This window comes from Bacteroides muris (ex Afrizal et al. 2022) (assembly GCF_004793475.1).
GTDB lineage: Bacteria > Bacteroidota > Bacteroidia > Bacteroidales > Bacteroidaceae > Bacteroides > Bacteroides muris.
In genome coordinates this window covers 69,563-91,614 of record NZ_SRYZ01000008.1, presented here as the reverse complement: position 1 = coordinate 91,614, position 22,052 = coordinate 69,563, and the positions used below count along the sequence as shown (strand labels likewise).

19 protein-coding genes and 1 tRNA gene are annotated in these 22,052 nt (G+C 43.8%); all 20 read left to right on the top strand.

What is annotated here, in order from left to right; translation table 11 throughout:
* The first annotated feature begins 18 nt into the window (after nt 1-18).
* The 20 genes from E5355_RS05915 (at nt 19) to tsaE (ending at nt 22,025) form a co-directional block, all read left to right on the top strand.
* Nucleotides 19-92: transfer RNA gene (locus tag E5355_RS05915), tRNA-Pro, on the top strand.
* A 140-nt stretch (nt 93-232) separates the two neighbouring features.
* The gene (locus E5355_RS05910; RefSeq protein WP_118223420.1) at nt 233-1,453 is read left to right on the top strand and encodes a site-specific integrase; all 1,221 of its coding nucleotides are present in this window, start codon (nt 233-235) and stop codon (nt 1,451-1,453) included.
* Nucleotides 1,454-1,529: 76 nt separating this feature from the next.
* Nucleotides 1,530-2,531, top strand: coding sequence for a hypothetical protein (locus E5355_RS05905; protein ID WP_136009566.1), 1,002 nt, complete (start codon nt 1,530-1,532; stop codon nt 2,529-2,531).
* 246 nt (nt 2,532-2,777) lie between these two features.
* Complete coding sequence (locus E5355_RS05900; RefSeq protein WP_136009565.1) at nt 2,778-3,338, top strand: hypothetical protein; 561 nt, start codon at nt 2,778-2,780, stop codon at nt 3,336-3,338.
* Nucleotides 3,339-3,406: 68 nt separating this feature from the next.
* Entirely contained in the window at nt 3,407-3,838 is a 432-nt protein-coding gene (locus tag E5355_RS05895) for a hypothetical protein (protein ID WP_136009564.1), read from the top strand.
* Nucleotides 3,835-5,565 (top strand): DEAD/DEAH box helicase family protein, encoded by a 1,731-nt coding sequence (locus E5355_RS05890; RefSeq protein WP_057088742.1) that lies wholly within the window; start codon nt 3,835-3,837, stop codon nt 5,563-5,565. The genes E5355_RS05895 and E5355_RS05890 overlap by 4 nt, the downstream gene beginning before the upstream one ends.
* A 484-nt stretch (nt 5,566-6,049) precedes the next feature.
* Nucleotides 6,050-7,063: a DUF3871 family protein gene (locus tag E5355_RS05885; RefSeq protein ID WP_057088744.1), complete on the top strand. Its 1,014-nt coding sequence runs from the start codon at nt 6,050-6,052 to the stop codon at nt 7,061-7,063.
* Between the two features lie 58 nt (nt 7,064-7,121).
* Nucleotides 7,122-7,394 carry a hypothetical protein gene (locus E5355_RS05880; protein WP_057088745.1) on the top strand — a complete coding sequence of 91 codons (273 nt, stop codon included), beginning with the start codon at nt 7,122-7,124 and terminating at the stop codon, nt 7,392-7,394.
* Nucleotides 7,395-7,907: 513 nt separating this feature from the next.
* Entirely contained in the window at nt 7,908-8,180 is a 273-nt protein-coding gene (locus E5355_RS05875; protein WP_057088747.1) for a hypothetical protein, read from the top strand.
* Between the two features lie 696 nt (nt 8,181-8,876).
* Complete coding sequence (locus E5355_RS05865) at nt 8,877-9,617, top strand: DUF4595 domain-containing protein (RefSeq protein WP_136009562.1); 741 nt, start codon at nt 8,877-8,879, stop codon at nt 9,615-9,617.
* Nucleotides 9,618-9,668: 51 nt separating this feature from the next.
* The gene (locus tag E5355_RS05860) at nt 9,669-10,085 is read left to right on the top strand and encodes a lipocalin family protein (RefSeq protein WP_057088751.1); all 417 of its coding nucleotides are present in this window, start codon (nt 9,669-9,671) and stop codon (nt 10,083-10,085) included.
* Between the two features lie 885 nt (nt 10,086-10,970).
* On the top strand, nt 10,971-11,750 hold the full coding sequence (locus tag E5355_RS05855) for a DnaJ domain-containing protein (protein WP_136009561.1): 780 nt from the start codon (nt 10,971-10,973) through the stop codon (nt 11,748-11,750).
* 76 nt (nt 11,751-11,826) lie between these two features.
* On the top strand, nt 11,827-15,099 hold the full coding sequence (locus E5355_RS05850; RefSeq protein WP_136009560.1) for a S41 family peptidase: 3,273 nt from the start codon (nt 11,827-11,829) through the stop codon (nt 15,097-15,099).
* A gap of 170 nt (nt 15,100-15,269) precedes the next feature.
* Nucleotides 15,270-16,868 (top strand): aspartate:alanine exchanger family transporter, encoded by a 1,599-nt coding sequence (locus tag E5355_RS05845; RefSeq protein ID WP_136009559.1) that lies wholly within the window; start codon nt 15,270-15,272, stop codon nt 16,866-16,868.
* Nucleotides 16,869-16,871: 3 nt separating this feature from the next.
* Nucleotides 16,872-17,879 carry an aminodeoxychorismate synthase component I gene (locus tag E5355_RS05840; protein WP_136009558.1) on the top strand — a complete coding sequence of 336 codons (1,008 nt, stop codon included), beginning with the start codon at nt 16,872-16,874 and terminating at the stop codon, nt 17,877-17,879.
* Nucleotides 17,863-18,456 carry an aminotransferase class IV family protein gene (locus tag E5355_RS05835; protein ID WP_136009557.1) on the top strand — a complete coding sequence of 198 codons (594 nt, stop codon included), beginning with the start codon at nt 17,863-17,865 and terminating at the stop codon, nt 18,454-18,456. Before E5355_RS05840 ends, E5355_RS05835 begins: the two co-directional genes overlap by 17 nt.
* A 419-nt stretch (nt 18,457-18,875) precedes the next feature.
* Nucleotides 18,876-20,180: a 3-phosphoshikimate 1-carboxyvinyltransferase gene (locus tag E5355_RS05825; protein WP_136009556.1), complete on the top strand. Its 1,305-nt coding sequence runs from the start codon at nt 18,876-18,878 to the stop codon at nt 20,178-20,180.
* Nucleotides 20,181-20,304: 124 nt separating this feature from the next.
* Nucleotides 20,305-20,733, top strand: coding sequence for a phospholipase (locus E5355_RS05820; RefSeq protein ID WP_136009555.1), 429 nt, complete (start codon nt 20,305-20,307; stop codon nt 20,731-20,733).
* Nucleotides 20,734-20,769: 36 nt separating this feature from the next.
* Nucleotides 20,770-21,582, top strand: coding sequence for a metal ABC transporter permease (locus E5355_RS05815; protein ID WP_136009554.1), 813 nt, complete (start codon nt 20,770-20,772; stop codon nt 21,580-21,582).
* A gap of 17 nt (nt 21,583-21,599) precedes the next feature.
* The gene (gene tsaE, locus E5355_RS05810) at nt 21,600-22,025 is read left to right on the top strand and encodes a tRNA (adenosine(37)-N6)-threonylcarbamoyltransferase complex ATPase subunit type 1 TsaE (protein WP_136009553.1); all 426 of its coding nucleotides are present in this window, start codon (nt 21,600-21,602) and stop codon (nt 22,023-22,025) included.
* Nucleotides 22,026-22,052: the final 27 nt, after the last annotated feature.

Genomic DNA, 22,052 nt, shown 5'->3' with positions numbered 1-22,052 from the left:
ACATTTGCACCCGCAATTCGGGATGTAGCTCAGCCCGGTAGAGTACGCGTCTGGGGGGCGTGTGGTCGCAAGTTCGAATCTTGTCATCCCGACTACCGATAAAGCATTGATAATCGCAAGGTTATCGATGCTTTTTTCTTTTAATGGCAATACCCTGTTTACCTTAGTTTAATGGTCGAAATTAAACCAGCAATTAAACCAGCAATTAAACCAAGAATTAAACCAAATTCTTATGGATGCTATAATTTCGGTTATCTGCTACAAAAGTAAAACCTTAGCAAATGGAGAACATCCTTTAATGCTAAGAATTGCACAAAATGGAAAAAGCACATATAAAAGCCTTAAAATTTCCGTTGCTGCAAAGCATTGGGATTTTGATAAGAATGTGCCCAAACCAAACAATCCACATAAAGACTTAATTCAAAAAATCATTCTAAAAACAAAATTAGATTACCAACAACGGATTTTAGAAAAGAAAGCCAACAAAGAAGAATTTACGGCTTCTTCATTGATAAATGAACAGAAAGAAATAACAAAGACGCAAACAGTGGAAGAGTTCTATCTATTCATTATTGAAGAACTGAAACAAAAAGGGCAAATCGGGACAAGTTATGCTTACCTAAATTCTTATAATACGCTTAGGAACTTCAATAAAGGTAAGAAGCTGAATTACACTTTCAGTCATATTGATGTGTCTTTTTGCAAAAAGTACGAAGATTGGATGCGCAGTAAAGGCAACAAAGATACCACACTTAGTTATCAGTTCCGTACTTTGCGTGCTGCATACAATCGTGCCATTGATGCAAAAATAGTATGCAGAGAAAAGAACCCTTTCATTGAATACAAATTAAGCCATCTCAATACGAAAACCATGAAAAGAGCATTATCTAAAGCGGACATTCTAAAAATCATCAATGCTGATTGCAACGGTCAAAGTAATCTTCGGAAACTGACACATGACATATTTACTTTCTCTTATCTATGCGGAGGAATATCTTTTGTGGATATAGCTAATCTGACACCTAACAATATTATAGAGAATAGACTTATATACCAAAGGCAAAAGACACATGGCAGCATCAATCTTGTCTTATCCGAACAAGCCAAGCAGATAATATATCAATATTCAGACTACCAACAAGAAGCAGAATATTTATTTCCTATTCTACATTGCAAACGTCATATAACACCCATGCAAAAAAGTAATCGGGTACATAAAATCTGCCATCAAGTCAATACAGAACTTAGAGTATTCGCACAAGAGTTAGGAATAACAGCCGAAGTAACGACATACGTTGCCCGACATTCATTCGCAACGATTCTAAAGAAATCGGGAGTGAACATAGGCATCATATCGCAAGCATTGGGACACCAAGACATAAAAACCACGCAGATATATTTAAGTAAATTCGATAATGAGCAAGTGGATGAAGCCATGAAGAACCTACTATAACCAAAAGAAGTCTGTAATCCGGCAAAGATTGCAGACTTTTCTTTTATTTTGCAGTATAACTAATATGAATATACTTATGTATCAGATAGAAGAACTGCCCGATTTAAAAGTGGCTTGGCATGAAAGCTACAAATGTCTAAATGAACCACTTTTAGAATATGTATGGGAAGTAGCCAACCACTTCCTGCCCGATTATGCAGAAACAGATATGGGAATGATACCCGTAGAATCTTCCGCACCTGCCATATTCGCCAACAGATATTTTGAGAGAAACTTATCCGTTGAAGAAAGATACGAGAGAAGCAAAGAAATGAAAACATTCAAAGGAACTTTGGAAGAATACAAGAAACGGGAATACAGAAAGCTGGATGATTCTTTCAAAGAGAAGTTTCTAACTAATGAAGACTTACAGAATACCATTGAAGCGTATAAGTTAGACATTAGCAAGTTTTGGTATCTACTTCTATTCGTATATGACTTTATAGAGGATATTGGTACAAACGCACCTACATTGAACAAGTCCGTATTGGAGGACTTTAGCCATTTTCATGCTACCCTATTGGAAGCTACCAGTATCACCTTAAAGAAGAACAACAAGAAAAGCTATATTGTTGAAAGAGAGGACACAATCAGAATCATTCAAGCAGCCTTGCAGCATTTTGTCAATACATATAGCGATATTATACATAGCGAACAAGATAGAGAAACTATGATTAAACAATTAAAGGACATAGGTTTGGAGGGGTTTATCAGAAACGACTTATCGTCAAAAATCAGCTTTACGGACAAGTTCAGTCTTGACATATCTTATAAGAAGTGGAAGTTTACGGATATGTTTCTGTTCTTCATTGAAAGAAGAAAGGCTACCACCATACCCAATAAAAAGGTAAAGGTATCTAAAGACAAGATGATGCTTGTTTCAAGGCTTATCTATACAGTGGGCTATGATGGCAAAAGGTATAATGAAGAATACGATTCGGAGGGCAACAAGAACAGAATGTTATCCAATCTCCTTAGGAGATACAAGAACGAGAAATTTCCGTCTGTTATAGCTAATAACTACATGGTAGTTTCATAAACGACATACATAAAAACAATAGCAGAAATGCGTACTGAAAGGCTTATTCTTTTCGGTACGCATTTTTTTTGCGTACTGGAATGGACACGTTTTCTACACACATGGGCATTAGGCAAAATGCTTTGTTACCCCTTATTTCTGCCCTAATTTTGCAATGTCAAAAGGAACAAATAAGCAAGTGCGCATAGCTTTAGTAGTGACCGATTGAACTGATAATTAATGTGTAAAACTTTAAAATTTAGATTTATGAAATCAATAGATTTTGCTGTTAGTGAAAACATAGTAGAGAATACCAAAGTGAGTGCAACTTTCGTTCAAGAACTGCAAGAAGCATTCTCCATGTCTCCCACCCAAACAGATATGCGTTTCAAACAATCTTCAAAAGGTCAACTGATTATTTCTGTTACATTCGCTTACGATACTGGTATGAAACAACATCTTGAGGGTGCAGGAGATTCAGACCTTATTACTGCAATAAATTTCTGTATGGCAAAAATTACAAAGCTCTTGGATGGTTACAAAGCGGAAGAACATGAGGTAGATACTGCCAAAGAGGGCGAAAACTTGGTAATGGAACTATTCAAACAGCATATAAATTCTCCCATATATGGGTATGTTGAAAAGGATTGGTATAACAATTATGGAGAGCGTTACCGTTGTGTGAGATTTTCTCCCACCCCCAAAGGAAATGTAAAGTTTTGTATAAAAGCAACGCTTGAAGTGAACAACCTTATCAGCGAAGCCTGCAAGCCCGAATCAACAAGGAGAGACAAATTACAAGTTCCCGAACAGAATGAAGTAGCCTAAACAGTCAGCTTGGAAGAAAGTCGAGGGAACAACCTCTCTCGGCTTTCTTTTTAATCGGAACAGAGAAAATGAAACAGATACAGTTTGCCCAAACATATAACAATGAAGCCGCACACAGACAAGTGAAGCTACTGATGAAGCAGCACAAGCAGCTTTATATCCAAGTGAACGGTGAAGCATGGATAAGCAGTCAAGGAGTAACGGGTATAAGATACCAACTCAACGCACAAGGCTGGCAGTGGATTCTTAACTATCTGCAAACGGGAGATTATGAGGATTTTGGAGTATTCCCGTCCAGACTATCCAAGCTATGCAGCGAGTTCCAAGAGGATGTGGTAAAAGGACTGATAGAACAGAAATACAATATTGCAAGAATCCCTTTTTTACGGGAAACCGAAGCCTATATAAAACTCAGGGGACTGTTCCGTTTCGGAAAACTCTTTTTCAGCATAAGGAGAAGCGATGAATTTATAGATTATCTAAACAGCAAAGGATTATGATTACTCTAAATAAAGGTCAATACCTGTCTGACGTAATGAATGAGATTCCGTCAAACTGCATACTTTCCAAAAGAATACCCGGTTGCGGTGCTACCACTTTGGAGCTTGAAACCCAAAGGAATTCCATTATCGTAGTTCCCAATGTGCCCGTTATCAAAAGCAAGTGCGGCAAATACAGCAATCTGTTAGGCGTTTATGAAGATGTCACAACAGATAAGATTCGCAATTATCTGACTAATAACAGACTACATAAGATAATGACTACTCCCGAAAGTTTCGGTAAGGTAAAAACAGCTTGCAGCGGCATTGACATTTATAATCATTTCTTCCTGTTGATGGATGAATGCCACCAATTAATCAAGGATGTGGATTACAGAACAGACATAGTGCTGCCCATGAATGACTTTTTCCGCTTCAAAGGCAAGGCACTTGTTTCCGCCACTCCTATCGGATTCAGTGACCCAAGATTTAAAGAGTTTGAAACAGTGGAAGTAAGTGCCGATTATGACTACAGACAAGAAATTACGGCTACACATACTTATAATACCAACAAGGCAATAAGTGAATATTTAGAAAAGCACAAGGAGGGAACTGTCTGTTTTTTCGTCAATTCTGTGGTAATGATTTACTCCATAATGAAACAGTTTGACATATTGGAGGATTCTACCGTTTACTGTGCGCCAAAAAGCCGTTTGAAACTGAAAAATGAATGCTCCTTTGATAATGCTTATAATGATTGGAGCGCAGATACCATGAAGAAATATAATTTCTTCACTGGCAGATTCTTTACGGCATTCGACTTGGACTTGCCTTATCAGCCCGATTTGGTAATGGTTACAGACCCTTATATTTCCGAATATACCATACTTGACATAGATACGGACTGCATACAGATTTGCGGAAGATTCCGTAATGGCATAAAATCGGCAACACATATCTATAGGGTGAATCCCGAAATGGTAATTCAATCCAAAGAGCAAATAGAAAAGCAAATTTCAGAACAAGAATTTGCCTACAACTTAATTCAGACATTATATAATAGTGCTGATTACAAAGAATACAGAAATGCTTTCGGTGAGATTCTTGAAACTGCACCGTTCCGCAAATACCTATATCCCGACTTTACAAAGAACTGGTTTGCCATAGACAATGAGATTAATTCCATATTGGTGAACAACAGATACCAATCAAGACAAGAAATAAAGAACTGGTACAATGACTGCCATTTCTTCAATCCCACATTTGAGAATTGCGAATATAATGAGAATGACGATAAATTAAAGATTATCAAGGCTGCACGCTCGGTAAAGGACAAGCGCAGAAAAATAGTACAGCAACTTGGTGAAATGGAAACTCCCTATTCAGAATATGCCTTAGACTATATCAATGATATGCGGAAGATTGACCCGTTCATTGTGGAAGCGTTTGAAACTTTAGGTAAAGAGAGAATAGAAGAACTTAATTATATTGATAGGAAAATCAGAGAGGAAATGATTCTCACACAGCGTAAAGGAAATAAGGTTATCAAACTGATTAAGAATATATTCAAGGTTGGCAATAGATATTCCAATGAGAAAATAGTTAATGAATTAACGAGAATATTCGAGATGTTGAATATTCACCCCGAAGAAGATATAGAACCTAAACTTATCAGTCTCTATTACCAAGCTATCCCTTGTTGGGTTGGTAAAAAGAGAGGTTATCAATTAATTAGTGAGATAGTCTGACTATTACCAACAAAACTTGAAAATCTTGTCTTTCTATACCCGATACAGAAATTGAAAGAAATGTTGGTAACTACCTTAATAACTAATGAAACAGAGTAATTTTCGTACTAACTAATAAGATACAGTCGCAGGAAATTCTTGCGGCTTTTATTTTTGGCGCAGAACCACAGCCCCACATTTTCCCCGATTCCGATTTTCTGAATATTTCCACGTTAGGAAGAGTTATATAGCACATACTTTATAATATGCCACATACAGCTAATGACATTAAAAAGACTATCTAACTAAAGAATCACCTATATGCAGTTTAGCTAAAAGTCAAGAAAACAGACATATAAGGTACTTCATATAAGAATCCCCCTCCCTATTCGGTCAGTAACCTTAAATATATAAGAGTGCCTGCCTCTACAGTGTACTACCCCCTTAGTCCCCCTCTGTATATTGATATAAAAAAGAATTATTAATCATTTAAACTTTTATCAATATGAATAATTTAGTTATCATGCCAACAGAGAAAAGAACTTTGAATTTAGGTGAGTATGCAGAAGAAGCTACTATAATTGTGGAAGAAACTGCAAAACCTAGTATTACTTTCTTGGAAGCCAATACAGATTCTATCACACTGGAAGAACTTGCAAACAAATGTGTTGTGCCTACTTGGGCTAACTTGGAATCAACCATTTCACACCAAGACTTTATTTCTTGTGTGCATGAGGCTGCAAGTTCATTCTATGCAGGTGAAAAGGTGAGCTTTCCGGAAATACGAGTTTCACACATAGTACGTGGCAGAATACCGTCCGCACTTGGTAAGAAAGCAAGTGAACTGTTAGAATGTGAAAAGACACAATTCTATCAAAGACTTGCATTTGCTTTTACTGTTCCCACCATTTTTGAAACAATAAGAGGGCAAAAACTTGAATTGTGCATAGGTGGGGTAAGAAATTACAGTGACTTGAATCTATACCGTTCTTCCAGAGGCTTAGAAAAGTTTTCCGTCTTTATTGGCTGGAGAATGAGAATTTGCTCTAATCAGATTCTTACTGGTGAGGGGGTGAGGTTCAACATGGAAGTAACCAATATCAATGAACTTTACAGAAATGTACTGGAATTGCTTAACGGCTTCAATGCTGCCAAAGAAATACATTTGATGCAGACATTATCAGATACTTATCTATCTGAAACGCAGTTTGCACAAGTGGTAGGCAGAATGAGAATGTACCAGGCACTTTCACCCACAAGACAGAAAACAATACCAAGACTTTTAATCACTGACAGCCAAATAAATAGTGTGTGTCGTGATTATTACACCAATGAAGTTTTTGGAATGAAAGACAATGCCATATCTCTTTTTGATTTTCACAATTTACTCACACAATCAAACAAGAACAGCTACATAGACAGCTATTTACAACGTGGGGTAAATGCTACAGAGGTAAGTGTTGGACTGAACAATGTATTACAAGGACTGGATAATAAATATTCTTGGTTCTTGGGCTAAACTAATCAATGAGAGGACATCTATTTATTAGGTGTCCTTTCTTATTTTTTATAAAACTATGGATAAACAGATAGATAATGTAATACAACACATTAAAGATTTGGAAAACAGATTGGGTTATGTGGATAATAATCTCCGATACATCAAAGTGATACAAGCCTTAAAATACTGGTTGGATAAATTTGATAATCAGTTATCAGAAGAAGAAAGAATTAAAGGAGAATTTGCAGCCATTTATGAAAGTTACTTCTGTTCCGGTGGTGGATTTTCCTTTTATGATAGGGTATGTAATTCCATATTAGAATATAAATATGGGAATAGACCTTTCTAATAACTTAAAAATACTACAATATGGAAAATGATGGGAAATTAATACTATGGGGGACATTGGTAGTCCTACTACTGATAATAATTGGTATTGCCAATCCTTTTTTGCTGATACTGATTTTATCAATCTTTATTTATGTGCAATCTTAGTTACACTTTTTTATTGGAATGGGACAAAGTTTGAAATTTCTGTTATTATCATACCATTTTCAGAAATAAAGAATTTTGTCCCGTTCTCTAATATACAGTAACTTTCAAAAACTGCAATGTAAGAGAAACTACAAATAATGGATATATATAAATCTGATGGGACATGATTCCAAGCAAAACAGATTGCGATAACGTAGCTAATTCCGCATTGGTGCAAGCGTAAGAAAATAATCTTTTTAAAAAGGCATGGTACGGCTTATAGCTTATAGTATGTGTGATTTTGGAGCAAATTTACCCTCACATATACCGCTATAATTGCAAATGAATCATTAATTTTGTGGACTAATTAACTAAAAGTGTAATAAATATGGAAGATACATTCTCTTTAGGTAACGTATTATTATACGGTGAGTTTCCAAGTAAAGGCAAAGAAAACAGTCTTACGGGAGAAATGGCAGAGTTGTTTATCTCAAAGATTTTCGGAGTTACAGTCCTCAAGTTGAAATATGAAGATGTCTTATATCCAGTTCTAACCACAAAAGACTGCTACATTTATAGGGCACAAACCATAAAAGGAGAAAAATATTTCAAGCATGAAGACCTTGATGAATTGATACAAGCCATTAAAAAGGCAAAGTAGTAAACTGATTATTAAAGGATTCGTAGTATTTACGAACTCTTTTTTTATGTCTGCTATGGAGATTAGATACTTCTTTCATTCATTACTTAGTTAGACTGCAAACCTATATACTTTATTATATATAATAGAGATTCATCTTTCAATCCGCAGAATCTACGGGTACTTTTTTCGGGAAGAAATCTTCTTATAGTCCCCGTTCAAAAAAAGTACCTGCTTATGCAATTACAAAGAAAAGAAGCTAATACTATCTAATTACTTACTACAGATATGTTTTGAAACACTTGGAACTGCATTTATCAGCGTTTTATCTTTAGCTATTCAAAACCTTTCGCTAACTTTGCAGCAATTTCAGAGGTCTTAATGCGTTAAGACACTGAAAGGACATATTTAACGAAAGGTGTTATTGAAATTATCTTCTTTTCTCAAATTCTCGCAAAATTTGAAGTTCCGTGAAGATGATAGCAATAGCACCACACCATTTGATATATACCTACCTTATATCCATAAGGCTCTTAGATATTGTCAAAACTGGTGTGGGTTGCTATTGTTTTATCCACGGAATAGGCAATGCGAGAAGCCAGAGAAAAGGATAAAGCAAATATGTACCCACACCTTTTCTATTTAATATAACTGCTTTTTGAGGGTACTGAAAAGCACAAATAGAAAATAGAGATGAAAACGTTTTGATTAATTGGAATGGCTTTATTAGCCGTAGTAATGTGTGTGAATTTTGCTTCTTGCAGTGATGATGAAGATGAGAATAATGATGGAGGCACCGTTGTATCTGGCAAGTTATTACGTTCAATGTCAGAAGATGATAACAATAATTATCTATTTAGTTATAATGAAAAAAAGCAATTAATATCTGCTACTCTTGGTGGAGATAAAATTAATGTCAAATGGTCTGATTCTGATATTATTGTGGAAACTATAAGTACAAGTTTTAAAGAAGAACCAGCAAATTTTATAATTAAAAACGGTATTATAACTTCTACTGTTTGGGATAAAGAAACAGAAACTTTAACCTATGACAATAACAAACATCTGATAAAAATAAGTGGAGACAAAACTTGTATGTGGTCTTGGGGAAATGACAATATCAGCAAGTTTAGCTATTATGATGGAAGAGAAACAATCACATGCACTTGCACATATTATGCAGATAAAGAAAATAAGCATTCAACCATTGATATTAATGCTTTAAGACTTTACCATATATGCGGTATAGAATATGCAGACCTTTTACTTATGGCTCATCCTAATCTTTTGGGAACGACCAACAAGAATTTATTGAAAAGCGTAACAAGTAGTGATGGCTGGACTGAAAACTACTCTTATGAAATTGATAAAGAGGGATACCCAACTAAAATAATAGTAACAGAAACAAACGAATATGGCAGTAGTTATAATGATACTTACACATTAATATGGCAATAATCAGCTACTTTTAGTTAGTCCTTTTTTTAATTTTATATCAGAAAAACAGAGATGAAAACATTCAGATTAATTGGAATAGCTATCATGGCAATTCTTATCAGTGTAAATTTTGCTTCTTGCAGTAGTGATGATGATGAAGAAGAAACAAACAGTGAATACAAAGCACTTTTGGGCAGTTGGCAAATGAGTGAACAAGACGGTGATATTTTAGTTACAAGTTCTTTTATTTTCAACTCAAACGGGACTTATAGCTTCACTTATGCAGAAAATGGCGATAGTGATGAAGTTTATACGGGTAAGTTTACCTATGATGCTAATTCTCATAAAATAACCCGTTATGAAGGTAATTCTAATATAATATATGAAGAATACTTTATTGCAGAGGTTAATTCAACCACATTAAGGCTACAGAAATGGTCTTGGCATGAAAATAATAGAAATATCTATTGGACTTATACCAAGAAATAAGTAACAAATAAAAATAGCAAAAGCCAACCTACCCATTATAAACAAATGGATAAGTTGGCTTTTTCAGTTCTGAACAAATTATTAACGCTTTCTCCTTTTGAACTTCATGGATGGGGTAAGTCCATACGCACTTTCAGGAAAATATGTGCGGAGAAATTTATCACTTGCTAATCTATAAGTGGTAATAGTGTGCGTTTCCATATAATCGGGTATAAGGCATACCCTTGCATCTTTTCTTATCTAATTTTTCATAGCTATAAAATTTTGAGTTTCACATATACAATAGTATTCATGATTGCGGAGAATACCAAATAATAGGAACAGATTTTCAGCAGGTAGATTTTTAAGAAGATATAGCTTTATATACCCACTACTGATTTCTATACCACTACTATATTATATAATGGAAATACAGTATATGAATACTTTTTAAGCAAAGAGAAAGCTACACTATACTATTATATACCATATCATTAGATAGATAAAAAACTGATAGTCAAAAGCAAAACTATAAGAAAGAATCATTGCATAACAGCGCAATATTGACTAACTTTGTGATGCAGTTCAATGCTGCAAAGAGATTAATTAATTTATTGTTGAATTATCTTGGTTCATTACTGGATTAAACCATAAATTAAACTATGGTGCAGAAATAAAGCATAAGATATTAATAATCAAGATTATCATAGCTATAATAATAAACGTCTGGGGGGCGTGTGGTCGCAAGTTCGAATCTTGTCATCCCGACTGGTGAGCATTAAGGAGTTAAGTGATAAACTTAGCTCCTTATTTTTTATAGCATTTCTTAATGATAGAACTTGCTGCCATGAATTACTGGAATTCTCGTAAGAAATCTCTATTTTTGCATTTTAAACAAGAAAAATTATGGGAGCAGCTAAATGGATAGGCGGCATCATCGGTTTCATGGCCGGAGGACCGCTGGGAGCCTTGGCAGGTTTTGTATTCGGTTCATTATTCGACACCGATTCAAATGATGCAGGCGGTTATTATAGAGAAGAACCAACGCATGGTACTACCTATGCCGGGCAACGGAACAGTTTTCTCTTCTCCATGCTCGTAATGGCTTCGTACATAATCCGTGCAGACGGGCGCATCATGCATAGTGAAATGGAATTCGTCCGCCGCTTTCTGAGAAGCACGTTCGGCGAGGCTGCCGTGGGCGAAGGAGAACGAATATTGCTCAACCTCTTCGAGCAGCGCAAGCAGATGGACAGACAAAACCCACTGGCATTTAGAAATACCATCCGTGACTGCGGAACGCAGATTGCCGCCAACCTGACATACGAGGAACGCCTGCAACTGCTGGTATTCTTGGTAGAAATTGCCAAAAGCGACGGACACGTCTGCAACGAGGAGATAGAAGCCCTGAAAGAAGTGGCCATATACATGGGACTATCCGTCAAGGAAGTGGAATCCATGCTCAACCTAGGCAGTAACTCACTGAGCGAGGCCTACAAAGTGCTTGAAATTGAGCCCACCGCCACCAATGACGAAGTGCGTGCCGCTTACCGCCGCCTGGCCCTGAAACACCATCCCGACCGGGTGGCAACGCTGGGCGAAGACATCAAGAAAGCCGCAGAAGAGAAGTTCCAAAGTATCAACAATGCCAAGGAACAGATATACAAGGCACGAGATATGAAATGACGTACCTCGCTCCTTGCATTGTGGACAGAATCACTACGTTTATAAACATTCTATATTAACATCAACCCACACACTTATGAAGAAAACCTTTGCAATCCTCGCACTAGGCCTTACTGCAATTGCCGGACATGCCGCCACGCCGCTCTGGATGCGTGATGTACAAATCTCTCCCGACGGTACGGAAATCGCATTCTGTTACAAAGGAGACATCTACAAGGTGCCCGTCAAGGGTGGAACCGCCACACAGCTTACTACCCAAGAAAGCTACGAATGTATCCCCATATGGTCGCCGGACGGTAAACAGATTGCCTTTGCCAGCGACAGATACGGCAACTTCGACGTATTCGTGATGCCAGCAGACGGCGGAACCGCCCGGCGGCTCACTACCCACTCCACCGGTGAACTTCCTTCTGCATTCACTCCGGATGGAAAGTATATCTTGTTTTCCGCATCCATCCAGGACCCGGCAAGCAGCGCTCTTTTCCCCACTTCGGCCATGACCGAACTTTACAAAGTACCTGCAACGGGAGGGCGTACGGAGCAAGTGCTGGGTACACCTGCCGAAGCGGTCTGCTTCGACAAGGCGGGCCAGCAGTTCCTCTACCAAGACCGCAAGGGATTTGAAGATGAATGGAGAAAGCACCACACCTCCTCCATTACCCGCGACATCTGGCTGTATGATGCAAAGACGGGTATCCATACCAACCTCACCAACCGTGAAGGTGAAGACCGCAACCCGGTGTTGTCACCCGATGGAAGAACGGTTTACTTTCTGAGTGAGAGAAACGGCGGCTCATTCAACGTGTATGCCTTCCCGCTGGCACAGCCCCGAGAGGTGAAGCCCATCACCAGCTTCAAGACACATCCCGTGCGCTTCCTCTCCATGAGTGACGGCGGGACGTTGTGCTATGGTTACGACGGCGAAATCTATACCCAGCAGCCGGATGCCACCCCGAAGAAAGTCGCTATAGAGATTGTGCGCGATGACCAGCCGCAATTCGCCAACCTGCAACCTTCCGACGGAGCCACCTCTGCCACCGTATCCCCGGACGGAAAGCAGATTGCCTTCACACTGCGCGGTGAAGTCTTTGTCACTTCGGCAGACTATGCCACTACCAAGCAGATTACACATACACCGGCACGCGAAGCTGGTCTCTCCTTTGCGCCGGACAACCGCACCCTGGCCTACGCCAGCGAGCGAGGCGGCAACTGGCAACTCTACCTTGCCAAGATAGCCCGCAAGGAAGATCCCAACTTCCCGAACGCCACGCTGATTGAAGAAGAAGTGCTGCTGCCCTCCACCACCGTGGAACGTGCCTATCCGCAATTCTCACCCGACGGCAAAGAACTCGCTTTCATCGAAGACCGCATCCGGTTGATGGTGCTCAATCTGGAGACGAAGAAGGTGCGCCAGATTACGGACGGCTCCACCTGGTACAGCACCAGCGGAGGATTTGACTATTCATGGTCGCCGGACGGCAAGTGGTTTACACTTGAATTCACCGGCAACAAGCACGACCCCTACTCCGACATCGGCCTGGTCAGCGCGCAGGGAGGCGGAAAAATCACGAACCTCACCAACAGCGGCTACATGAGCGGCTATCCCCGCTTCGCGCTGGACGGCAACGCCATCCTCTTCACCACCGAACGTTATGGCATGCGTGCCCACGCCTCATGGGGTTCGCTAAACGACGCAATGCTCGTCTTCCTCAACCAAGATGCATACGACAAATACTGCCTGAGCAAGGAAGACTACGAACTGCGCAAGGAGTTGGAGAAGGAGCAGAAGAAGTCTGCCGAAAAAGATACCCCCAAAGACGAAAACAAGGATAAAAAAAAGAAAGACGACAAGAAAGACAGCAATACTGACGAAAAAGATGACCAGCCGAAAGACATCGTCGTAGAATTGAAAGGCATCGAAGACCGTGTGGTGCGCCTCACCCCGAATTCTTCCGACATGGGCAGTACCATCATCTCCAAGGATGGCGAAACACTCTACTATCTGGCTGCCTTCGAAGGCGGATACGACCTCTGGAAGATGAACCTGCGCAAGAAAGAGACTCGCCTGCTGCACAAGATGAACGCCGGATGGGCGGACATGCAGCTGGACAAGAACGGCAAAAACCTCTTCCTGCTGGGCAGCCGCAAGATGCAGAAAATGGACACTTCATCCGACGCGCTGACTCCCATCGCCTTCCAGGTAAATGCCAAGATGGACTTGGCTGCGGAGCGCGAATACATGTTCGACCACGTGTACCGCCAGCAGCAGAAGCGGTTCTACAACACCTCGATGCACGGAGTAGACTGGGACAAGATGACCGCCGCCTATCGCCGCTTCCTGCCCCATATCGACAACAATTATGACTTTGCAGAGCTGCTGAGCGAATGGCTGGGCGAGCTGAACGTATCTCACACCGGCGGCCGTTTCTATCCCAAAGGGCAGTCCGAGCCCACTGCCAGCCTGGGACTGTTCTTCGACTGGAACTACACGGGCAAGGGCATGCTCATTGCCGAAGTGGTGGAGAAAGGTCCTTTCGACACTGCCAACACCCGAGTGAAAGCCGGCACGGTCATCGAAAAGATTGACGGTGTGGAAATCACCCCCGACGCGGACTATTACACGCTGCTCAACAATAAAGCACGAAGAAAAACACTTGTTTCTCTCTTTAACCCGCAGACCAAAGAACGCTGGGAAGAAGTCATTATCCCCATCACAAACGGTGCGTTCAGCAATTTACTCTATGCCCGCTGGGTGAAACAGCGTGCGGCAGACGTTGACCGATGGTCGGGCGGACGTTTGGGCTACGTACACATCGAGTCTATGGGAGACGACAGTTTCCGTTCCGTCTACTCGGACATCCTGGGAAAATACAACCACTGCGAAGGCATCGTCATAGATACCCGCTTCAACGGTGGCGGACGCCTGCACGAGGATATAGAAATACTTTTCAGCGGACAGAAATACTTCACGCAGGTGGTGCGCGGCCGCGAGGCGTGCGACATGCCCAGCCGCCGCTGGAACAAGCCGTCCATTATGGTGATGTGCGAGGCCAACTATTCCAATGCGCACGGTACGCCGTGGGTATACAGCCATCGGGGTATCGGCAAGCTGGTAGGCATGCCTGTGCCGGGAACCATGACTAGTGTTTCTTGGGAGCGTCTGCAAGACCCGTCGCTCGTATTCGGTATCCCCGTCATTGGCTACCGCCTGCCTGACGGCAGCTATCTGGAGAACTCGCAGCTGAAACCGGACATCAAGGTTGCCAATTCACCCGAGACCATCGTGAAGGGAGAAGACACACAGCTGAAAGTCGCCGTAGAGGAGCTGATGAAGGAACTCAAAAAATAAGTACCGCCCTGCCCCACGCAGGAATACCGGCCATACAGGCCCTATATATAAAAAAGGAGTTAAACCGCAGTTTAGCTCCTTTTTTATATGCCACAAGGAAACAATGCTTTTTTCTATCTCATTTTTTTGCACTACCTTTGCGGCGCAAACCCCTAACTCTTTAACCTATTATGTTTACTGACTTGTTAAACTCCTCTTATTTCGCCCTCTTCCTCATTGTGGCTTTAGGCTTCATGCTGGGAAGGATAAAAATCAAAGGACTCTCGCTCGACGTTTCCGCCGTTATTTTCATCGCCTTGTTGTTCGGACACTTCGGAGTTATCATTCCCAAAGAGCTGGGAAACTTCGGATTGGTACTGTTCATCTTCACCATCGGCATTCAGGCCGGACCCGGATTTTTCGATTCCTTCCGAAGCAAAGGCAAGACGCTCATCATCATCACCATGCTGATTATCTGCTCTGCCGCCCTGACGGCAGTAGGACTGAAATATGCCTTCGACATAGACACTCCCAGTGTCGTGGGACTGATTGCCGGTGCCCTGACCAGTACGCCGGGACTTGCCGTAGCCATCGACAGCACTCATTCCCCACTGGCATCCATCGCTTACGGTATTGCCTATCCTTTCGGCGTTATCGGCGTGATTCTCTTTGTAAAACTGCTGCCCCGTATCATGCGCATCGACCTCGACAAGGAGGCGCGCCGACTGGAGAAGGAACGCCGCAGCCAGTTCCCGGAACTGACGACCTGCCTGTTCCGTGTAACCAACCCTGCCGTCTTTGAGCGAAGCCTGATGCAAATCAATGCGCGTGCCATGACCGGAGCCGTCATCTCACGCCATAAGCACAATGAGCAGATAGCCATACCTACCGCCCAGACCATACTTCACGAAGGCGACTACATACAAGCCGTGGGCAGCGAAGATGCCTTGAACCAGCTTGCCGTCCTTGTAGGCAAACGCGAAGAAGGCGAACTGCCACTTGTTGACATGCAAGAGATTGAATCTCTGTTGCTCACCAAAAAGGATATGATAAACAAACAGTTGGGAGACCTCAATCTGATGAAGAACTTCGGCTGCACCGTCACCCGCATCCGCCGAAGCGGTATTGATTTGTCACCTTCGCCTGACCTCGCCCTAAAATTCGGCGACAAGCTGATGGTGGTGGGAGAAAAGGACGGCATCAAGGGAGTGGCACGCCTGCTGGGCAATGACACCAAGCAGTTGTCTGATACGGACTTCTTCCCCATCGCATTAGGTATTGTACTGGGGGTACTGTTCGGCAAGCTCAACGTTTCCTTCTCGGACAGTCTGTCATTCTCTCCGGGACTGACGGGAGGCATTCTGATGGTTGCCTTGTTCCTGAGCGCCATCGGAAAGACGGGACCGATTCTATGGTCTATGTCCGGCCCTGCCAACCAATTGCTGCGCCAATTGGGACTGCTGCTCTTCCTGGCCGAAGTGGGAACCTCGGCAGGACGGAATCTGGTAGCCACATTCCAGGAAAGCGGCTGGCTCTTGTTCGGCGTAGGTGCCACCATCACGCTGGTGCCCATGTTGGTAGCAGTATGCGTAGGCTTGTTTGTGTTCAAGATAAACATACTCGACTTGCTGGGTACCATCACCGGTGGCATGACCAGCACACCGGGACTTGCCGCCGCCGACTCCATGACGGACAGCAACATTCCAAGTGTGGCATACGCCACGGTATATCCCATTGCCATGGTGTTCCTCATTCTGTTTATCCAGATTATCGCCTCCGCGGTCTATTGAGAAATGGAAAAGTACCGCAGGAAAGAAGCCATCGCCAGAATGAACGGCCTGGCAGAAGCCAATGTGCCCTTCCTCTTCATCATAGACTATGCACAAGAAGTGTCACACATCGAGCCCCTCGACAAGATAGACGCCTCCACCTGCCTTTTCCGGTTTCGGAAGGCAGGCAACGTGGCGGCATCTGCCACGGCCGATTCCGGAAGCGGCTCATGCCGATATACCTGCCCGATAGAGTGGCAAGTCACTCCACCCGCCCCTGCCGCATACCAGCAATCGTTCGACCTCGTGAAACAAAACCTGCTGGCAGGCAACAGCTACCTGACAAACCTCACCTGCAAAGTACCCGTCACCACCAACCTGACTCTGAAAGAAATATTCCTGCATTCGGAAGCCTTGTACAAACTATGGCTGAAGGACAAATTCGCCTGCTTCTCCCCCGAAATATTTGTCCGCATAGAGGAAGGCAAGATAAAGTCCTTCCCCATGAAAGGCACTATCGACGCTACCCTGCCTGATGCGGAACAGCTTTTGATGCAGGATGCCAAAGAGGCAGCCGAACATGCCACCATCGTAGATTTGATACGCAACGACCTCAGCATGGTTTCGGAGCACGTCGAAGTGACCTCCTACCGATATGTCGAGCACCTGCAAACCAATAAGGGCCCCATTCTCCAGACCAGCTCCGAGATATGCGGGACTCTCCCCGAAGATTATACCGCACATATCGGTGACATCCTCTTCAGCCTGCTTCCAGCCGGTTCCATCACCGGTGCACCCAAGCCCAAAACCATGGAAATCATTGCAGAGGCAGAAGACTACGAACGGGGATTCTATACCGGCATTATGGGGCATTATGCAGACGGGCAACTGGACAGCGCCGTCATGATACGCTTCATCGAGCAAGAAAACGACCGTCTCTACTTCAAGGCAGGAGGTGGCATCACCGCCAAAAGTCGGTGGGAAAGCGAATACAAGGAAGTAATACAGAAAATATATGTGCCGATTTATTGAGACCATACGCATTGACAACGGAAGGGTCTGCAACCTGCCTTATCACAACCGGAGGCTGAACGACACCCGTGCCCACTTCTGGCCGGAAAGCACACCTCTACAACTGTCCGACCATCTCTTTCCCGGCTGCAAGGCAGGCATCGTCAAGGCACGCGTAGTGTATGGTGAGAAAGGTATTGAAGACGCCAGCTATTCCTCCTACGTCATGCGGCACGTGCATTCGCTGGCACTGATACAGGCAGATGACATTGACTACACCTACAAAAGCACCGGACGCGAACCTCTGAACCGCCTTTTCGCACTTCGCGGAGTGTGCGACGACATTCTGATTGTAAAACAAGGGCTACTGACAGATACCTCCATTGCCAACATCGCCTTTTACAACGGCACCCACTGGTACACACCGGCACACCCCCTGCTGAAAGGGACCAAACGGGCAGCCTTACTGGAAGAAGGAATCTTGCAGGAAAAAGACATCAGACCGGAAAACTTATCCTCATTCTCCACGGTCAGACTGTTCAATGCTATGATTGATTGGGGAGAACTGGAACTCCCCGTACGGAACATTATCCCATAGAGCCTCTACTCGTGCATATCGTCGGGATGTATCTCCAAGAAGCTCACCGATATATATTTCGCACCCCGATATAGTCAGCGAAATAATCAGCAATATCAGCTCCAAGCCGAAGATGGGTTCTTCATGTACTGTTCCTTCAAAATGCACACTAGAGTTGGGCATAGAACAAGGAACGGTTGGTATAGGCCAGCATAAAGAGATATGGCCGAAAACAACAAAGCGAGAGGGGAGCAAATCTATTTCCATAAGAATAATATTTATTATATCTGTCTGTCCCAACATCGGGACTTACCCCCACAAAGGCAAGCGAAAGACTGAAACCACAGAAACAAGTTACCTTTTTTCCATTTCTTAAAGATTTATCCTACTTTTGCAGTGACAATAAAAAAACTTACCACCGTAACTTAACAAATACAACCATGCAATATACCGTTTCCGCTCCTGCCTCGCTGCACGCAACCATACAGCTACCGGCATCCAAAAGCATCAGTAACCGGGCACTCATCCTCCACTCCTTAGCCCATGGCAACATCCTTCCCTGCAATCTGAGCGATTGTGACGACACCATGGTGATGACCCGCGCCCTCGACGGAAATCCCGGACATATAGATATTCTTGCCGCCGGTACCGCCATGCGTTTCCTCACCGCCTACCTCAGCGTAACTCCGGGCACCCGCATCATCACCGGTACGCAACGCATGCAGCAACGCCCCATCCGCATACTGGTAGACGCCCTACGAGAGCTCGGCGCCCGGATCGAATACGTCAGGAACGAGGGTTTTCCCCCCTTGCACATCACCGGAACTGAACTGAAGGGCGAAGAAATATCCCTCGCCGGTAACGTCAGCTCACAATACATATCTGCCCTGCTGATGATTGGTGCCGTCCTCCCCAAAGGCTTGCGCCTGCACTTGACGGGTGACATCATCTCCCGCCCCTACATCAACCTGACCCTGCAACTGATGCGCGACTTCGGCGCCCAGGCCGACTGGACCTCCAAAGATTGCATCACCGTCAGCCCCGGCGGATACACGGATACTCCTTTTACTGTGGAAAGCGATTGGAGCGCCGCATCTTACTGGTATCAGATGATGGCAATAGAAGGAATCAAAAATGAAATATTAAAAATGAAAGGGGAAGATGGAAGTAGCGCGAAAGAAAGTGAAAACAGTGCGAAGGAAAAAACACACCCTGCAGAAATCGAACTGCTCGGACTCTTCGCCCACAGCTATCAAGGCGACAGCCGCGGTGCAGAAGTCTTTGCCCGCCTTGGTGTCCATACCGAATATACAAACCGGGGAGTAAAACTGACCCGGAAGGGCATTCCCGCCGCCCGTCTCGACGAAGACATGGTGGACATCCCCGATCTGGCACAGACCTTTGTCGTCACCTGCTGCCTGATGAACATTCCTTTCCGCTTCACCGGCCTGCAAAGCCTCAAAATAAAGGAGACTGACCGTATCACCGCCCTCATTACGGAACTGCGCAAACTGGGTTACGTTATACGCTCCGAGCAAGACAGCATCTTGTTGTGGGACGGCGAACGTTGCCCGGAAGACGCCGCCCCCGTTATTGCCACCTACGAAGACCACCGCATGGCCATGGCATTTGCCCCAACCTGCCTCGCCCTGCCACACATCCAGATAGACGAGCCGCAAGTAGTCTCCAAATCCTATCCAGCCTACTGGAATGATTTGCAAAAAGCAGGATTCAAAGTGGAATAAACAGCCAGACGACATGCCTTGCACTCTATCTATTCAATCCGAAGCATAATTTTGCCGTGTGCAAAACAATATGTATCTTTGTCCGTTCTATTAATAGAACATGTTTTTCAAGAAAAGGAAGCCCATGTGGATATTGATTATTAGCCTGATTGTACTTGCCCTCGTGGCAGCCACGGCCGGAATTATACGCAACCGGAAACTACAGAAGAAGATAGACCGCGGCGAACTGGACGCCATGCCCGAAGTGCAAGAAGTAAATGCCGAATGCTGCGGACAGCATGAAACCTGCGAACGTGACAGCCTACTGGCAGCCGTCAGCAAACAAATAGAATATTACGATGATGAAGAACTGGACAAATACATCGGCACCGCTCCCGATGTCTATACTCCCGAGCAGGAAGACGAGTTCCGCGACGTGTTCTATACGATGCAAGACACGGACGTAGCCGGATGGGTGCGCAGCCTGCAACTGCGCGGCATAGCCCTGCCGAACAACATTAAAGATGAAGTGTTCCTCATTATCGGCGAACGCCGTCTCACTCCCCATTCCTAACACTCCACATCGAACCTTTAATTTTTAATTGAATAAATGGAGCTACTGCAATACACCTTTTTCCAACATGCACTCATCGGCAGTCTGCTGGCAAGTATCGCTTGCGGGCTCATAGGCACGTACATCGTCACCCGGAGACTGGTGTTCATCAGCGGTGGATTGACACATGCCTCCTTCGGCGGGATAGGCATAGGGCTGTATACCGGCATCTCCCCCATTCTGTCGGCAGCCTTGTTTGCAGTCTTGTCCGCTTTCGGTGTAGAGTGGCTCAGCAAACGGAAGGACATGCGGGAAGACTCTGCCATTGCCGTATTCTGGACATTGGGTATGGCACTGGGCATCATGTTCACTTTCCTTTCACCGGGATTCGCCCCCGACTTGTCTGCCTATCTCTTCGGCAACATTCTCACGATTACCTGGAGCGACATTGCTCTATTGGGAGGGCTTGCCGCCCTGCTGGCACTGTTCTTCGCACTATATCTCCATCCTATCATCTACGTAGCTTTCGACCGGGAGTTTGCCCGCTCGCAAGGTATTCCGGTGCAGGTATTCGAATATGTACTGATGATGTTCATTGCGCTTACCATCGTGGCATGCCTGCGCATGGTGGGCATCGTACTGGTCATCTCCCTACTCACTGTTCCCCAGATGACCGCCAACTTGTTCTCGCACCGGTTCCACCGCATCATCTGGCTTTCCATCGGCATCGGTTATCTCAGTTGCCTGGGCGGGCTGATGATTTCTTTCTACTTGAATGTCCCCTCGGGTGCATCCATCATATTCTTTTCCATCATTATCTATGCCATTTGCAAGACAGGAAAAAGTTTTTGGCTATATTTGCAACGCTAAAGAAATCTATAAACACAATGGAAATCAAAATTCAGTCATTAGACCAGATTCACGAAGCCGCCCGCCAGTTCATCGCTGAAATGGGTGACAATACAGTCTTCGCCCTCTATGGAAAAATGGGGGCGGGCAAGACGACTTTCATCAAAGCCGTTTGCGAGGAGTTAGGCGTTTCCGACGTCATAACCTCCCCCACCTTCGCCATTGTCAACGAATACCGTTCCGACACTGCCGGTGAACTGATTTACCATTTTGACTTCTACCGCATCAAGAAGCTGGAAGAAGTGTATGACATGGGGTATGAAGATTACTTCTACAGCGGTGCCCTCTGTTTCATAGAATGGCCGGAGCTGGTAGAGGAACTTCTGCCGGGCAAGACTATCAAAGTGACCATAGAGGAAATAGAAAACGGAGAGCGGAAAGTCACCCTGGAAAACTTTGAATAACCCTCCCCCCCTTAATTTTTAATTTTT

Coding starts and splice junctions, on each gene's coding strand:
- E5355_RS05885 (WP_057088744.1), top strand. CDS start 6,050: ATGAATAATTTAGTTATCATGCCAACAGAGAAAAGAACTTTGAATTTA.
- E5355_RS05850 (WP_136009560.1), top strand. CDS start 11,827: ATGAAGAAAACCTTTGCAATCCTCGCACTAGGCCTTACTGCAATTGCC.
- E5355_RS05900 (WP_136009565.1), top strand. CDS start 2,778: ATGAAATCAATAGATTTTGCTGTTAGTGAAAACATAGTAGAGAATACC.
- E5355_RS05865 (WP_136009562.1), top strand. CDS start 8,877: ATGGCTTTATTAGCCGTAGTAATGTGTGTGAATTTTGCTTCTTGCAGT.
- E5355_RS05840 (WP_136009558.1), top strand. CDS start 16,872: ATGGAAAAGTACCGCAGGAAAGAAGCCATCGCCAGAATGAACGGCCTG.
- E5355_RS05825 (WP_136009556.1), top strand. CDS start 18,876: ATGCAATATACCGTTTCCGCTCCTGCCTCGCTGCACGCAACCATACAG.
- E5355_RS05845 (WP_136009559.1), top strand. CDS start 15,270: ATGTTTACTGACTTGTTAAACTCCTCTTATTTCGCCCTCTTCCTCATT.
- E5355_RS05905 (WP_136009566.1), top strand. CDS start 1,530: ATGTATCAGATAGAAGAACTGCCCGATTTAAAAGTGGCTTGGCATGAA.
- E5355_RS05895 (WP_136009564.1), top strand. CDS start 3,407: ATGAAACAGATACAGTTTGCCCAAACATATAACAATGAAGCCGCACAC.
- E5355_RS05815 (WP_136009554.1), top strand. CDS start 20,770: ATGGAGCTACTGCAATACACCTTTTTCCAACATGCACTCATCGGCAGT.
- E5355_RS05820 (WP_136009555.1), top strand. CDS start 20,305: ATGTGGATATTGATTATTAGCCTGATTGTACTTGCCCTCGTGGCAGCC.
- E5355_RS05855 (WP_136009561.1), top strand. CDS start 10,971: ATGGGAGCAGCTAAATGGATAGGCGGCATCATCGGTTTCATGGCCGGA.
- E5355_RS05860 (WP_057088751.1), top strand. CDS start 9,669: ATGAAAACATTCAGATTAATTGGAATAGCTATCATGGCAATTCTTATC.
- E5355_RS05890 (WP_057088742.1), top strand. CDS start 3,835: ATGATTACTCTAAATAAAGGTCAATACCTGTCTGACGTAATGAATGAG.
- E5355_RS05875 (WP_057088747.1), top strand. CDS start 7,908: ATGGAAGATACATTCTCTTTAGGTAACGTATTATTATACGGTGAGTTT.
- E5355_RS05880 (WP_057088745.1), top strand. CDS start 7,122: ATGGATAAACAGATAGATAATGTAATACAACACATTAAAGATTTGGAA.
- E5355_RS05835 (WP_136009557.1), top strand. CDS start 17,863: ATGTGCCGATTTATTGAGACCATACGCATTGACAACGGAAGGGTCTGC.
- tsaE (WP_136009553.1), top strand. CDS start 21,600: ATGGAAATCAAAATTCAGTCATTAGACCAGATTCACGAAGCCGCCCGC.
- E5355_RS05910 (WP_118223420.1), top strand. CDS start 233: ATGGATGCTATAATTTCGGTTATCTGCTACAAAAGTAAAACCTTAGCA.